Origin of the sequence: Paenibacillus sp. V4I3, assembly GCF_030817215.1 — a bacterium.
Classification (GTDB): Bacteria; Bacillota; Bacilli; order Paenibacillales; family NBRC-103111; genus Paenibacillus_E.
The window spans coordinates 1,111,574-1,126,802 of the sequence record NZ_JAUSZA010000001.1; the positions used below are offsets into that span (position 1 = coordinate 1,111,574).

At 44.8% G+C, this 15,229-nt stretch carries 13 protein-coding genes and 3 pseudogenes; 11 read left to right on the top strand and 5 right to left on the bottom strand.

Features of this window, described 5'->3' with window-relative positions; genetic code table 11:
• Positions 1-50 precede the first annotated feature (50 nt).
• The 8 genes from QFZ77_RS05270 to QFZ77_RS05305 all read left to right on the top strand — a co-directional run bounded on the left by QFZ77_RS05270 (position 51) and on the right by QFZ77_RS05305 (position 7,743).
• Entirely contained in the window at positions 51-1,400 is a 1,350-nt protein-coding gene (locus tag QFZ77_RS05270; protein ID WP_307449264.1) for an FAD-binding oxidoreductase, read from the top strand.
• A 4-nt stretch (positions 1,401-1,404) separates the two neighbouring features.
• Entirely contained in the window at positions 1,405-1,923 is a 519-nt protein-coding gene (locus QFZ77_RS05275) for a (Fe-S)-binding protein (protein WP_307437078.1), read from the top strand.
• Positions 1,916-2,680: a (Fe-S)-binding protein gene (locus QFZ77_RS05280; RefSeq protein ID WP_307437082.1), complete on the top strand. Its 765-nt coding sequence runs from the start codon at positions 1,916-1,918 to the stop codon at positions 2,678-2,680. Before QFZ77_RS05275 ends, QFZ77_RS05280 begins: the two co-directional genes overlap by 8 nt.
• Before the next feature lie 58 nt (positions 2,681-2,738).
• Positions 2,739-3,980 carry a Glu/Leu/Phe/Val family dehydrogenase gene (locus QFZ77_RS05285; protein ID WP_373462724.1) on the top strand — a complete coding sequence of 414 codons (1,242 nt, stop codon included), beginning with the start codon at positions 2,739-2,741 and terminating at the stop codon, positions 3,978-3,980.
• A 19-nt stretch (positions 3,981-3,999) separates the two neighbouring features.
• On the top strand, positions 4,000-5,280 hold the full coding sequence (locus QFZ77_RS05290; protein WP_307437089.1) for an NAD(P)-dependent malic enzyme: 1,281 nt from the start codon (positions 4,000-4,002) through the stop codon (positions 5,278-5,280).
• Positions 5,281-5,491: 211 nt separating this feature from the next.
• Positions 5,492-6,331, top strand: coding sequence for a transporter substrate-binding domain-containing protein (locus QFZ77_RS05295; RefSeq protein ID WP_307437094.1), 840 nt, complete (start codon positions 5,492-5,494; stop codon positions 6,329-6,331).
• An 11-nt stretch (positions 6,332-6,342) separates the two neighbouring features.
• The gene (locus QFZ77_RS05300) at positions 6,343-6,999 is read left to right on the top strand and encodes an amino acid ABC transporter permease (RefSeq protein WP_307437097.1); all 657 of its coding nucleotides are present in this window, start codon (positions 6,343-6,345) and stop codon (positions 6,997-6,999) included.
• 21 nt (positions 7,000-7,020) lie between these two features.
• Positions 7,021-7,743, top strand: coding sequence for an amino acid ABC transporter ATP-binding protein (locus QFZ77_RS05305; protein ID WP_307449267.1), 723 nt, complete (start codon positions 7,021-7,023; stop codon positions 7,741-7,743).
• A gap of 95 nt (positions 7,744-7,838) precedes the next feature.
• On the opposite strand, the gene QFZ77_RS05310 is transcribed toward QFZ77_RS05305, so the two are convergent.
• The 3 genes and pseudogenes from QFZ77_RS05310 to QFZ77_RS05320 all read right to left on the bottom strand — a co-directional run.
• Positions 7,839-9,038, bottom strand: coding sequence for an MFS transporter (locus QFZ77_RS05310; protein WP_307437100.1), 1,200 nt, complete (start codon positions 9,036-9,038; stop codon positions 7,839-7,841).
• Between the two features lie 264 nt (positions 9,039-9,302).
• Entirely contained in the window at positions 9,303-10,331 is a 1,029-nt protein-coding gene (locus QFZ77_RS05315) for an NADH:flavin oxidoreductase/NADH oxidase (RefSeq protein ID WP_307437103.1), read from the bottom strand.
• 46 nt (positions 10,332-10,377) lie between these two features.
• Positions 10,378-10,560, bottom strand: a pseudogene (locus tag QFZ77_RS05320) (short chain dehydrogenase); the annotation flags it as partial.
• A gap of 192 nt (positions 10,561-10,752) precedes the next feature.
• Between QFZ77_RS05320 and QFZ77_RS05325 the strand changes: the two are divergent.
• Positions 10,753-11,460, top strand: a complete 708-nt coding sequence (locus tag QFZ77_RS05325) for a DUF421 domain-containing protein (RefSeq protein WP_307437105.1) — start codon at positions 10,753-10,755, stop codon at positions 11,458-11,460.
• A 116-nt stretch (positions 11,461-11,576) separates the two neighbouring features.
• Positions 11,577-12,948 (top strand): annotated as a pseudogene (locus tag QFZ77_RS05330) (sodium-dependent transporter).
• A 131-nt stretch (positions 12,949-13,079) separates the two neighbouring features.
• Here the strand turns inward: QFZ77_RS05330 and QFZ77_RS05335 are convergent.
• Both QFZ77_RS05335 and QFZ77_RS05340 read right to left on the bottom strand, forming a co-directional pair.
• Positions 13,080-13,253 (bottom strand): annotated as a pseudogene (locus QFZ77_RS05335) (small acid-soluble spore protein H); the annotation flags it as partial.
• Positions 13,254-13,360: 107 nt separating this feature from the next.
• Positions 13,361-13,780, bottom strand: a complete 420-nt coding sequence (locus QFZ77_RS05340; protein WP_307437108.1) for a hypothetical protein — start codon at positions 13,778-13,780, stop codon at positions 13,361-13,363.
• A gap of 245 nt (positions 13,781-14,025) precedes the next feature.
• Between QFZ77_RS05340 and rlmN the strand changes: the two genes are divergently transcribed.
• Complete coding sequence (rlmN, locus tag QFZ77_RS05345; RefSeq protein ID WP_307437111.1) at positions 14,026-15,123, top strand: dual-specificity RNA methyltransferase RlmN; 1,098 nt, start codon at positions 14,026-14,028, stop codon at positions 15,121-15,123.
• Positions 15,124-15,229 lie beyond the last annotated feature (106 nt).

Below are 15,229 nucleotides of genomic sequence, written 5' to 3' on the forward strand. Positions count from 1 at the left end.
CAATCGTACTTGAAATCCGCGAGATCATCCCAGAGCCAAAACGTATCTTCATGGATAAACAAGACTTGGCCAGCTATTCCTTCGACGCTTCATTCGGTATTCATTTTCCCGAAATTGTGATTCAACCTGTATCTACAGATGAAGTGGCTCGCATTGTTAAACTGGCCTATCAACATACAATTCCTATTTGTCCGAGGGGCCAGGCTACTTCGTTATCTGGAGGACCGCTCGCTGTTGAAGGCGGAATTGTACTGGATATGACCAAAATGAATCAGGTGCTGGACATTATGCCTGATGATCTCATTGCCATTGTGTCTCCTGGTATCATCACGGGTGACATTCATCGCGCAGCAGATAAATACGGATTGATGTATCCCCCTGACCCAAGCAGCTCGGCGATTTCTACGATAGGTGGAAATTTGGCGGAAAATGCGGGCGGTCCAAGAGGGTTGAAATATGGAGTAACCAAAGATTATGTGCTCGGTCTGGAAGTGGTCACGCCTCAGGGGGAAGTGATTCGAACTGGCAGTCGAACCGTCAAGAATGTGACTGGCTACGATCTAACAAAGCTAATCGTTGGAGCGGAAGGAACCTTAGGCATCATCACACAGGCGATTCTTCAGCTGATTCCAAAACCGCGTGCAACCGGGACGTTAATGGCGATTTTTGATGATATTGTCACGTCAGGCAAAGCCATTTCGCAAATTTTAACCTCAGGCATTCTGCCTGCAAAAATGGAAATTATGGACCAAGCCTGCATTCAGGCTGTTGAGTCCTATCAACCAAGCGGCTTGCCCATCGATGCGGAAGCGATTCTTCTCATCGAGATCGATGGTCATCCCCGCGCGGTTGAAAAAGAATTGGTTGAAGTTGCCGCCATTTTCGAGAAAATCGGTGCGCGGAAAGTCATTATAGCCAAGACGCAAGAGGAAAGCGACAGTCTGTGGAAAGCCCGGAAAATGGTATCCCCTGCGATCACAAGGGTGAAACCGACCAAAATATCCGAGGATGCAACCGTCCCCCGCAGTAAAATTCCGGATATGTTTGCAAGGCTGAAAGAGATTCGCGATAAGTACAACGTCAATCTTGTTGTGTTCGGGCATGCCGGAGACGGCAACCTTCACCCGAATATTATTGCAGATAAAAGGGACCAAGAGGAAATGAAGCGGGTGGAAATGGCGGTTGCGGAAATTTTCGAAACGGCTATTGCTTTAGGCGGTACACTTTCGGGTGAGCACGGCATTGGTACTATGAAATCGCCTTTCATGGAAATGGAACTAGGTGTAGTCGGACTGGACATGATGAAACGGATTAAAGAGAGCTGGGACCCCAAGAACATTATGAATCCAGGCAAAATATTTCCTAAACCAGGTCAAAAGCTCGTACTGACAGAGGGATGAAGAGATGACAAAACTTCCTTACGATGAAACCATTCAATGTGTGCAGTGCGGCTACTGCTTACCTGCTTGTCCAACCTATGTGTCGATGGGCAAAGAAACCCATTCCCCCCGCGGGCGAATTAATTTAGTAAAAATGGCGGCTGAAGGGCGCATCGCCGTCATGGATATGCAAGAATCGATCGACTTGTGTCTGGGCTGCCGGGCTTGTGAGACAGCATGTCCTTCGGGCGTTGAGTATGGCAAGATTCTAGAAGGAGCCAGAGAGGTTCTGCACGAGCAGAAAGCCCAAAGTGCACCTGTTAAATGGACACAAGATGCATTAATCAATAAATTAATGCCCAATTCTAAACGATTAAACCAAGTGTCGAATGTGCTGTGGTTATATCAATCCTCTGGCTTGCAAAAAATAGTCCGTAAGGGGAAGCTAAGCAGAATTTTGCCGGGCAATTTATCTGCGTTTGAAGAGATATTGCCTACAATCACATCACCGAAAAGCCCGCCGTCAGCGGCCGGATGTGTTTAAGCCGAGTGAAGGGGTTCCAACCAAATGGAAGGTTGCCTTCTTCACCGGTTGTATCATGGATGCGATGTTTGAGAAAATTAATCGACTTTCAATGGAATTGTTAGCGGCAGCAGGCTGTGAGGTCTATGTGATTAAGGAGCAAACCTGCTGTGGCGCGCTGCATGCCCATACTGGAAGAATGGATGAGGCCCGTAATCTGGCGAAGCAGAATATTATGGCTTTTGAATCACTGGATGTAGACTTTATTGTTAACAATGCCGGCGGATGTGGTGCTGCGTTGGTGGAGTATGACCATCTCCTTAAGGGTGATCCGGAATGGGAGGAGCGGGCCGCCGCTTTTGCCAAGAAGAATCGGGATATTAGCCAGCTCTTGGCCCAATGCGAACTCCCTTTCAAACATCCCATCGAAGCGGTCATCACCTATCAGCGGTCATGCCATATGACCAATGTGCAGAAAGTTGTGTCTGAACCTCTAGCGTTGATCAAAAGCGTTCCTGGTGCTGCCTACAAGGAAATGGAAAATCCTCATATGTGCTGCGGCTCTGCAGGCATATACAATATGGTGAACTATGAGGAGTCAATGGAAATTCTAGATGCCAAAATGATCGACTCCAAGAAAACGCAGGCGACTATTATTGTTACGACAAATCCTGGATGCCTCCTGCAAATGCAATTAGGAATTAGGCGAGAAGGATTATCCGGCACCGTTCGGGCCGTTCATGTCGTAGAGCTTTTAGCAGAATCCATGGGGTTATGAGGAGAGATACAAGATGGGGTTAACGACGACTGAAGCCATTACAGAGAAACAGCCGCTCATGGAAAATACAAATGTCTTGGAAAGAACACAAGAGGTGATTCGTGTTGCACTCGAGAAAATGGGGTGCAGCGAAGCCTTTTATGAATTGTTAAAGGAGCCGCTTCGGTTGTTAACGGTTCGTATTCCAGTAAAAATGGATGATGGTTCTGTTCGAATTTTTACGGGTTATCGAGCGCAGCATAATGATGCTGTTGGACCTACCAAGGGAGGCATTCGATTTCATCCTAGTGTAACTGCCGAAGAAGTGAAAGCGCTTTCTATGTGGATGACGATCAAATGCGGCATTGCCGATCTCCCTTATGGCGGTGGGAAAGGCGGCATTCAATGCGACCCGCGTTCCTTGTCGTTCCCAGAACTGGAGCGTTTAAGCCGAGGGTATGTGCGGGCCATTAGCCAAATTGTAGGGCCAACTAAAGATATCCCAGCTCCTGATGTCTATACCAATGCGCAAATTATGGCGTGGATGATGGATGAGTACAGCCGCATTCGGGAGTTTGACGCCCCGGGCTTCATTACCGGCAAGCCAATCGTCTTGGGCGGATCTGCTGGAAGAGAATCGTCGACAGCCATGGGTGTTACGATTTTGATTAGAGAAGCGGCTCAAGTTGCAGGCATTCAGTTAGAGGGTGCGCGGGTCATTATTCAGGGATTTGGCAATGCTGGCAGCTTCCTTGCTCAATTTCTGCATGATGCCGGAGCCCGAATTGTCGGGATTTCCGATGCCAATGGCGCCTTATACGATGCGGATGGATTAGATGTCCAATACCTCATAGACAGGCGCGACTCCTTTGGATCTGTGACCAATTTATTTTCAAATACAATCACGAATCAAGAACTGCTGATCAAAGATTGCGATATCCTCGTGCCAGCGGCGATCGAAAATCAAATCACAGAGGAAAATGCGCCGCATATCAAGGCGAAGATTGTTGTGGAGGCAGCGAATGGGCCTACAACCATGAAAGCAACGGAAATATTAACGGAAAGAGGCATCCTGCTCGTTCCAGATGTGCTCGCCAGCTCAGGCGGCGTGATCGTCTCTTATTTTGAATGGGTGCAAAACAATCAGGGTTACTACTGGCCAGAAGCAGAAGTGAACGAAAAGTTGACACATATCATGATTAAATCCTTCCATAGCGTCTATCAAACTTCTGTCCAGAAAAAGATAGATATGAGATTAGCAGCGTACATTGTCGGACTAAAGCGAGTCGTGGAAGCAACCAAATGGCGAGGGTGGATTTGAATAAAAGGGGGATTTGCCTGTGTCCAATATAGGAGAAGCTCTGATTATGCATAAGAAGTACCAAGGCAAGCTGGAGATGATTTCTAAGGTTCCTATATCGACATCCAAAGATTTAAGTCTTGCTTACTCTCCTGGCGTTGCCGAACCCTGCATGGAAATCTTCAAGGATGCAGACAAAGTTTACGATTATACGATAAAAGGAAATCTAGTCGCCGTTGTTACGAATGGGACGGCAGTTTTAGGTTTAGGCAATATTGGACCTAGTGCGGCAATGCCGGTAATGGAAGGGAAAGCCATTCTGTTTAAATCATTCGCCGGGGTAGATGCCTTTCCGATTTGCTTGGACTCGCTAGATGTGGAACAGATCATTACAACCGTTAAGCTGCTGGCACCTACCTTTGGAGGCATTAATCTTGAAGATATTGCTGCGCCGCAGTGTTTCGAAATTGAAGAGCGACTTGTCAAAGAGTGCGACATTCCTGTCTTTCATGATGATCAACACGGTACAGCAATCGTTACGGCTGCTGGATTAATTAACGCCCTGAAATTGGTTCATAAATCGATGGACCAAATTCGTATCGTTGTGAGTGGAGCGGGAGCTGCTGGGATTGCGATCGTAAAGCTTTTAGACCAAATGGGTGCGAAAAATATGATTCTCTGCGATACCAAGGGAATTATTTATGAAGGACGACTTGAAGGGATGAATCCCATGAAAGAAGTCGTTGCACGGATCACTAACAAGGCGCTAGAAAGAGGTGATTTGGCTGCTGCATTAAGAGGGGCAGATGTATTTATTGGGGTATCAGCAGCTGGGACAGTTACTCAGGAGATGATTAAAACTATGAAAAGCGATCCAATTATCTTCGCCATGGCAAATCCAGACCCTGAAATTATGCCTGCGGATGCAAAAGCTGCTGGTGCTAAGGTCGTAGGGACAGGTCGCTCTGATTATCCCAATCAAATCAACAATGTGCTGGCTTTCCCGGGGATATTCCGTGGGGCTTTGGACGTTCGGGCGAGAGAAATTAATGACGCTATGAAATTGGCTGCGGTATACGCTATTGCGAATTTGATTCCGGAAAATAAGCTGCATGAGAACTATGTGGTCCCTCATCCATTTGATCCCAGGGTTACTCCCCATGTTGCCATGGCTGTCGCCAAAGCGGCGATCACAACAGGCAGCGCAAGAGTATTCATCGATCCGAAGAAAGTGAAAGAAAGAACCGAGAAGCTTACCCGTAAACAGCATGCCGTGGCCTCGTATTATTCTTGGTATTTGGATACGGTGCCCAATGAATAGGTTGTTGAAATATGATAACATCATGTGAGATATTATAACGATGAAGAGCTGGAGTATGACCTTTTATCTCGGTATGTCATTAAAGTTTACAATGGTTACGATTGGATTTTTTAATTAGTTGGGCTTTTAGATACATGTTATGCTGTAGTAAGTGAAGTGAGTGTAAGATATTCTTACACGATTAAGCATAAACAAGGGGAGTGGGCATTTTATGAAAAAGATGACTCTATCAATGATCGTATTAATCACCGCAATTTCTTTAACGGCATGTGGTAAATCAACAGCACCTACGAATGCAACGTCAACAACGGCTACAACAGTTGCAACAAGCAAACCAAGCGAAATTCCTTCAGTGAGCGATGAACTAGCCAAGATCAAGAAAGCGGGGGTCATCAATGTTGGTATTGAAGGAGCCTATCCGCCATTTAACAGTTACGATAATGATAAAAAACTCGTAGGATTTGACGTTGATTTGACCAATGAATTTGCTAAAAGACTTGGTGTAAAGGTGAACTTTGTTGTAACTCCTTGGGACAGCATCATCGCAGGACTGCTTGCTAAGAAATTCGATATCCTTTTGTCGAGTATGGGAATTACGGAAGAACGGAAACAGAAAGTGGATTTCTCTAACCCGTATTATACGACTTATTCTGCATTATTTGTGCCGACGAACTCCGCTATAACAGATCCTAAACAGATGACTGGTAAAAAGATCGGTGCATTACTGGGCTCCAAATTTGCAGACGATGCTAAAGAATTAGGCGGAATCGTAAGCACATATAAAAATGACACACTTGCCCATCAGGATATGTCCCTGGGTCGTCTAGACGGCGTAATCACAGATAAAATCGTGGGTGCGGTTACTGCCAAAGCAAACAATTATCCAGAGAAAAGAATCGACAAGCCTCTGACTACCTACAAAATTGGTATTGCCGTAAATAAAGGCGAGCCCGCTCTTTTGAATGAAATTAATACCGTCTTAAAATCGATCATGGATGATGGCACCTACACCAAAATCAGCACAAAGTGGTTTAACGAAGACATTCGATAAAAGGTGGTTGTATGCTTAATTTCTCAGCGGTAGAGCAAGTATTTCCTTTTTTGTTGAAAGCAACCTTGGTTACCTTAGAACTTTCTATACTTTCGATAATGATTGGGTTAATTCTAGGCTTATTCGCTGCTTTGATGAAAATTTCCAATTCCAAGACCCTTCAATGGATAGCATCTTTTTATATCTGGATCATCCGAGGGACTCCCTTGATTGCGCAGTTACTACTCATTTACTTTGGACTACCGCAGCTCGGCATTCAGATCGGAGCCTTTGAATCTGCCGTCCTTGGTTTAGGAATTAATGCTGGAGCCTTTATTGCTGAGATTTTTAGGGGTGGCATTCTTTCTATCCCAAAGGGGCAAACGGAGGCTGCTGCATCGTTAGGAATGAATTACTTTAAGACGCTTTGGCGAATCATATTGCCGCAAGCGTTCCGGGTGAGTGTTCCTGCATTAGGAAATCAAGCGATTTCGATGTTAAAAGACACTTCACTAGCCTCCGTCATTACGGTTTCTGAATTAATGATGACGTCGCAACAATTTGCGGCTGGTAATTTTGCCTTTATCGAATTTTACATTGCTGCTTCTGCCATTTATTTGGCTCTAACGACCCTTGTGTACGCCGTTTTAAGGAACGTAGAGCACAGGCTATCCGCAAGCGATCAATAAGAGGTGAATACATTGGAATCGATCATTCGCATTGATAATCTTTGTAAAAGTTTTGCTGAATTAAACGTGCTGAAAGGGATTAATCTAACCGTCAACAAAGGTGAAGTGGTCGCTTTAATCGGTTCAAGCGGATCCGGTAAAAGCACATTGCTGCGATGCCTCAATAAACTGGAGTCCAAAACTTCAGGGGAGATCGTCATTAATGGAACGATGTTAGATGATTCAGTTAAGCACATTCATCAAATTCGCAAGGAAGTTGGCATGGTGTTTCAGCAGTTTAACTTGTTTCCGCACATGACCGTTCTCGGTAATATTATGGAAGCACTCGTGCACGTACTTAAAAAAAGCAAAGAAGAGGCAAGGAAAACGGCGCTTGAGCTTTTGCAGAAAGTCGGTTTGTCTGATAAAAAAGATGTCTACCCGAAGAAGCTTTCGGGCGGTCAACAACAGCGTGTTGCTATTGCCCGAGCACTAGCGATGAATCCTAAGATTATGCTGTTCGATGAACCAACCTCAGCGCTTGATCCCGAATTAGTCGGTGAAGTTCTGCAAGTTATCAAACAGCTTGCCAGAGAAGGAATGACGATGCTTATTGTGACGCATGAAATGGCCTTTGCTCGTGAAGTAGCAGATCGTGTGATTTATATGCACAATGGAGTCATTGAGGAACAAGGAGATCCCAAAGTGATCTTCCATCAGCCTACTAGCGAACGATTGAAAGCATTCTTACGCATCGTGCATTAAAAAGAATTACATGAACAGAGTGAATAAAGACCCCAATTAGCTTGTACTCAGGCTGATTGGGTCTTTATGTTTTCCTAGCGATTTGTTTGCTGTGATTACACGTTAGCGGGCTTGCGTTCTGCTAGATAGCATGCAAATCCTAAGATCAGCGCCAGTCCTACGAGTACGGCTCCGACCCAAGGAAGGGCTGTTATGGCCAGATGGGTAATGACCCATCCTCCAATGAAAGCGCCAGCTGCATTTCCTAGATTACCGGCGGAATGGCTAGAGGTAGAGGCAAGTGCTGGCGCCGCCTGTGCTAGGCTCATAATTCGTACCTGCAGCCCAGGGAACACAGCAAAGGAAGCAGCTCCCCACAGAAATATAGTCAATACGGCAGCGGTTGGACTATAAATAGTAAAGGTGAAGAGGGTAAGAAGGACACATATCGAAAGGTAAAGTCCCAGAATGGAAGGCATCAGCTTCCAGTCCGCAAGCTTCCCGCCAACGATATTGCCGATGGTTACTCCACAGCCGAAGAGGACTAGAATCCAAGTTACACTATGTTCAGCAAAACCGGTGACTTGTACAAGCAGTGGCGTAATATAAGTAAATACGGCGAATAGGCCGGCGTTGCCTAGTGCTCCGATCAGCAGATATAGAAGGAGCTTGGGCTTGGCGAGAGCGCTAATCTGCTTAACGATACTCGCTGGTTTGTCATGCCGAATTTGCGGTATGAAGATAAGAATGCCGATTAATGCAATGATTCCCATGATCGCAATCGCGCCAAATGAGGATCGCCACCCCATGTGTTGACCGATAAATGTCCCCAGAGGAACACCGATAATGTTCGCAATGGTTAGACCGGCCATCATAATGGATACGGCCCCGGCACGCTTGTCCGGGCGTACAAGATTGGAGGCGATAACAGCTCCGACGCCAAAGAATGTCCCGTGTGTCAATGCGGTTATCATACGGGCTCCCATCAGAATGGCAAAGCTTGGAGCGAAAACTGAGATTCCGTTACCTAGAATAAATAAAACCATTAGCAGACATAACAGTTTCTTTTGCGGGATTCGGTGGGTGAGAACCGTCAGGATTGGCGCACCGATAGCTACCCCGAGGGCATACATCGTAATGAGTTGTCCTGCGGATGAGATGCTGACATGCAAATCATTAGCGACATTAGGAAGAAGACCCATGATGACAAATTCAGTCATTCCAATGGCAAAGGCGCCAACTGTAAGAGAAAGTATAGAGATGGGGAACGGTTCTTTGGTTACTTGTTCCTTGGTAATACGGTGTGATAACTCCATGATGTCAGTGTCAACCTTTCTATTGTGTGTCCTAAAGCTCCAATCGTAATCAAGTCGTGCCCGATCAATAAGACCTTTTTCATATTATTTAGTTTTCTAAGCTTATAATCAAGAGATTTCTTTTTAAAAAATAGGTAAAGAGGTGCGGTTTTTTGTAAGTGTCAAGGTTTAGTGTCAAGGTTTAGTGGCAACCAGCTCAAAGAATACCAGAAGCAAACAGAAATGATCCACCCTCAGATAACTAGGGTGGATCATTTTTCCATATTAGTAAGCTCGAACATATTGTTTTGGAATATTATTTGGTTCACTTCGAAGCGTAATGGCTGCATGCGTAGCCCAATACGGATCACGCAGCATGCCCCGGGCAATCGCTACGAAGTCTGCGTCTTCACTGCCGATAACGGATTCAGCAAGCGCTGGATCTTCGAGCATACCTACTGCAATGACGGGTACACTCAGTGCCTCACGGATTTTACGTGCGAACGGAACCTGGTAGCCTGGGTAATTGCCGGGTTTTCTCTCTCCGGCTGGTCCTTCTCCGCCTGAACTCACATGAAAAGCATCTACACCTGCAGCTTGGTAGGCTTTGGACAGCTCGATGGCATGATCAATATCATATCCACCATCGGCATACTCCACTGCGGAGATACGGAAGATGAGCGGCATGTCAGAAGGCATTTCTTTTTTGACGGCTTGAATGACTTCTACGCCGAAACGGGCAAGGTCTTGACCATAAATATCATCTCGTTTATTGGTTAGAGGCGATTGGAACTGATGAATCAAATAGCCGTGGGCTCCGTGCAGCTCGATCGTATCCACACCAGCTTGTACAGCACGGCGGGCTGCATGACCGAATTTTTGAACCACGTCTTGAACCTCTTCGGTTGTAAGGGCGCGCGGCATTTTGTAAGCTGAACCAGGAAACTTAATCGCAGATGGGGCAATGGGGACTGCCGCGTCTTCTGCTTTGCGTCCAGCATGTGCGATCTGAATCCCGATTTTGCCATTATGCGCGTGTACACCGTCGATAATTTTGGCGAAGGCCGGAATGTGCTCGTCTGACCATATGCCTAGGTCCAAATCGGTAATGCGGCCATCGGGATCAACATCCGTCATTTCCATGATAATGAGCCCTGTGCCGCCAATAGCGCGGCTAAGATAGTGAACGTAGTGCCATTCATTCGGTTTCCCGTCTTTGGCTGTAACCGAATATTGACACATTGGCGCCATGACGATGCGATTATTTATGTGCAAACCTTTCAAATCATACGAAGCAAACAATTTCTGAGTCATTCTAGTAACCTCCAATGATATATTTATACGCCTGTCTAATTGGTGATTATTGTGGGTTCGTTGTCCAAATTCCAGCGGTTTTCAAGAAAACGCGTGGTGGCAATTTCAGTGCAGCCAGGATGAGCTCCGCTACATCTTCCGCTTGCATCATGCGATCCTCATCGCCTATGGGAAGACCAGCGTTCACAGCTAGCTCCGTATTCACGGTCGACGGTGTGAGCGCGGTCATCAACTGACAATTACTCCATTTATTATTAATGGTATTGCAACTAAAAGCAAGTACCTACTTTTAAGTACTATAGTATCAAAAAGTATACTAAGAGAGTCGTTTTAGCATGGGAAATGGTTCCATCGCGCAGAGGCTTTTTGGTTTTTTCTTTTCCGTTTAGGAGATAATGACAGGGGAGGAGGGGACATAAGTATGCATGCCTACATGGATATTCTAATTCGAACCGTTCTATCTATTTTAGTTCTTCTGTTGATAGCCAAAATGCTTGGTAAACAGACGATTTCCAATATGACGTTTCATGATTTTGTAACCGGTATAACATTAGGAGCTATTGCTGCTAACTTGGCATTCAATGAAACAATAAAGCTTTCGTATTTGATATTATCGCTCATTGTCATAACCGTAACGTCCTATTTGCTATCCGTCATTGCATTAAAGAGCCGCAAAATGAGAAATTGGATATCTGGTTCTCCAACCGTACTTATTGAAGGTGGGAAAATTCTTGAAGATAATATGAGAAAGGTAAGATATACATTGGATTCCTTGGACCAAGCCTTGAGGGAAAAAGGGGTTTTTGACATAGAGGAAGTGGACTATGCCGTTCTTGAAGATAACGGAGTGGTATCGGTATTAAAAAAAGACGAGTACAAATATGTAACTAAAAAGGATATGAAGCTTCTTCCAAACGCCCAAGTTTTTCCCATAGAATTAATTATGGATGGAAAAATGATGGAGAAAAACCTAGAGAATAACGGACTGACTAAGGAATGGTTGGAACTTGAGTTGAAACGCAAGGGGAAAAAGTTATCGGACGTGTTCTATGCGGCAAGAGGTACGAAACAACAGCTTGTCTTTGATTTTTATGAAGATGGTATCCATCAAACGATTGATAAAGAATAGAGGCACAACTCGCATTTCTGCAATTGGGAACTTTGTGAAATTTTACAAGGTGACGCGAGAAGGATTTTCCAGTAACATTATTTCATCTAAATAACGTTAGGAGATATTCATTCATCATGAGTAACGATCAGACATCAAGACAAACAGCAAGCAAGAAAACAGGAACGGTTGAACGATTTACGTCTACTGGTTTTATTTTGGCTGCAATCGGCAGCTCGGTAGGGCTTGGCAACATGTGGAAGTTTCCCTACATTACGGGTAAACATGGCGGTGCCGCCTTTTTCCTGTTGTTCATTATTTGTTTAATAATTGTAGGCTTACCTATTTTGCTTGCAGAGATGACGATTGGCCGCGGCGGCAGAGGGAATGCATCGGTATCCTTCTTTAATCTAACGGGCAAAAAATACTGGGGAGCATTCGGGTTATTATCAATTCTAACCGCTTTCATGATTATGTCCTACTACGCGGTAGTCGCAGGATGGACGCTCCATTATACGGTAGAATCGTTTACTGGCCTCTTGTTCCAAGAAGGCTCCGACTATAAAGAGAAGTTCCTATCATTTGCTTCGGGCTACTGGCCTATCTTCTGGCAGGCTGTTGTTATGTTGGTTACAGGGTGGGTTATTGCCAAGGGGGTTTCTGGTGGTATCGAGAAATTCAACAAAATTTTGATTCCTGGTTTTCTCATCATCCTACTCATTCTTATGTTCCGTTCGCTTACGCTTCCAGGGGCAGCAGCGGGGGTATCCTTCTTCTTGAAACCTGACTTCTCCAAGCTGGATGCGGAGTCTGCGCTAGTTGCTTTGGGACATGCGTTCTTTTCCTTATCGCTAGGGATGGGCTGTATGTTAACCTATGGGTCTTATGTGGAAAAAAGACAATCACTGGGCACGGCGACGCTCGCCATTGGTTTTGGTGATTTGGTATATGCTTTTCATCGCGGGTCTAGTCATTTTCCCTACGGTGTTCTCCTACGGGCTTCAGCCTGGTGAAGGCGTAGGTTTGGCGTTCATGGCGCTGCCTGCAGCGTTCTCGCAAATGCCATTTGGTTTCTTCTTTGGTGGTCTATTCTTCTTGCTTCTAGCCATTGCGGCGTTGACTTCAGCAATTTCCATCTTAGAAGTTCCAGTCGCTTATGCCATGCACAAATGGCAGTGGAGCCGCAAAAAATCTGCAGTTATCTTATCCATACTTTGCTTCTTGGTAGGTGTTCCTTCAGGGCTTTCTGTTGGAGGCGTGCTAGGGGATTTCCATCCTGGGGGTAAAAGCATTTTTGATTGGATGGACTTCATCACTTCTTATGTTCTGATGCCATTCGGCGGGTTAGTTGTTACCTTGTTCACCGGATACGCTTGGAAAAAGGCTGGAGAAGAAGCGGGCTTGAAAGGTTTTTGGTATAAAGCTTGGATGTTCTTGCTGCGCGTGGTAGCTCCAGTACTCATCGTTTGCGTGTTCTTGCATTCGGTAGGTTTAATTAAATTTTCATAGACATGTACCAAATATCATTAGTAAAGAGGATACCACGTGGGTATCCTCTTTCTTTTTCCTACTTCTTTTCAATCATTCGGAGGCAGCGGGCATATCATTTTAACATCTTCCATCTCCAGCATTTGAGAACGCTCGACTAGACTGTTCAAAGGGACACTTTGCTCATTTTCCGGTTGATCCAAAGGATAAATTCTGGCGGTTTCATTCTTTTCGTCGACATTTTGAATGTAGATTGGCGTCCCATTATAAGTGACATCAACCATGACAGGTGAAACAGCAATCTCTTGAGCGCGTTGATTGTTCATTGTTTGTCCTCCTTCACGTACTAGTTACATTATTTGTATATGTGAAAGGATATATTCATAAAAGGCACCCCCAGCTATTTGGAGGTGCCTTATATTTTATTTGATTCTCATACTAAGATGATAGCTCTAGCTACCCAGCTGAATTTATTCAGTTGAGCAGATGAGCCGTTACCAACGGTAATAAATGAACCGGTAAACGTGATCCCGCGGTTGATTGTAGACCTTTGAATATAGCCTTCATAAAGCTGGTTGTTTATTCCTGGGATGCTGCCACCCGGCACAAATCTTAGGAAAGTAATTTTACCAGAAGGAACGTCATACCACCCTCGAATGGTATTCCCGAATACCGTTCCTGTCACAAAGCCATTACGAGCGATAATAGTATTTAGCAGTCCTCTAAATCCATTTGCTTCGATAGACCATGTTGCTTGGATGATGGGGATCTGCTTAGGACGAATACGGCGTTTTTTAAGCAGGACCGCTTGTTTTTTAAAATAAACAGGGAGTTTCTGCGTTTTGGATGCCATGTTTTCTCACTTCCTTTTATCCTATTCTACGTAAAAGTGGTGGGAACTGTATGGATTAATAGATTAGGAGAATAGCGTATTTTTCGAAAAAGGATGGTAAAATAAGAGGTAGATAAAGGAACAGGTATGCCTTCTCACTCCCCTTGTGTTCATGAAGGATTTTTGGCACAATAATAAACAGATGGTACGCTTCGGCTGCTTAGTAGAATAGGACTGTATGTGAAAGTCTTGAAAAGAGGATAACGATGAATAAACAATCCATCTATGGATTAACGTTGGATCAATTGATTGCATGGCTTGAGGAAAATGGACACAAAAAATCGCGGGCATTACAAGTCTGGGATTGGCTATATCGGAAGCGGGTAACCGACTTCTCAGAGATGACGGATGTAAAGCAGGATTGTATTCAGAGTTTGGAAGAGCATTTCGTCATGCAGACATTGACTGAACATACGAGGCAAGAATCAGCGGACGGCACGATGAAGTTCCTTTTCAAGCTGCAGGATGGTAATTTGATCGAAACCGTGTTGATGAGACACAAATTTGGGTTATCCGTATGTGTAACAACGCAGGTCGGCTGTAACATTGGGTGCAGCTTCTGTGCGAGCGGGCTTTTGGCCAAAAGTCGTGATCTATCCAGCGCTGAAGTCGTGGAACAAATTATGAAGGTTCAGTTTCATTTGGACAAAGCGGCCAAAGGTGAACGTGTCAGCCACATTGTTGTGATGGGGATTGGCGAGCCATTTGATAATTTTGAAAATATGGTTGATTTCATCCGCGTTGTGAAAGATCAAAAAGGCCTAGACATTGCCGCTAGACATATTACAGTATCAACTAGTGGTCTTGCTAATAAAATTATCGAATTCGCGGACTCGGATCTGAAGGTAAATCTGGCGATTTCTCTGCATGCCCCGACGAATGAGCTTCGTACCCGGATCATGAAAATAAACAAAGCGATTCCGATTGAGAAATTAATGAAGGCGATCGAGTACTATTTGGAGAAAACGAACCGGAGAATTACATTGGAGTACATTCTACTGAAGGATGTTAACGACGGTAGAGAGCATGCGCTGCAATTAGCAGAGCTTATCCAGCATATTCGCCATCTTGCCAATGTGAACTTAATTCCTTACAATCCAGTGGATGAGCATAGTCAATATCAACGGAGCGAGCGGGAATCCGTACGGGCTTTCTATGATACGTTGAAAAAGCAGGGAATTAGCTGCAGTGTTCGTCTTGAGCATGGAACGGATATTGATGCCGCGTGTGGACAATTAAGAAGTAAACAGATCAAACAAACCACAGGGGATAACTTGGGTCAGGATAGTTTGGTTGTAGGATAATAAAGAAGGCGGGACCCCATCAGATACTGATCGGGTCTTTTTTTCGTAAAGAATAGCAGCTTTGATATAAAGGGAAAAATGACTTAAGACCCATCTGAGATAGGTA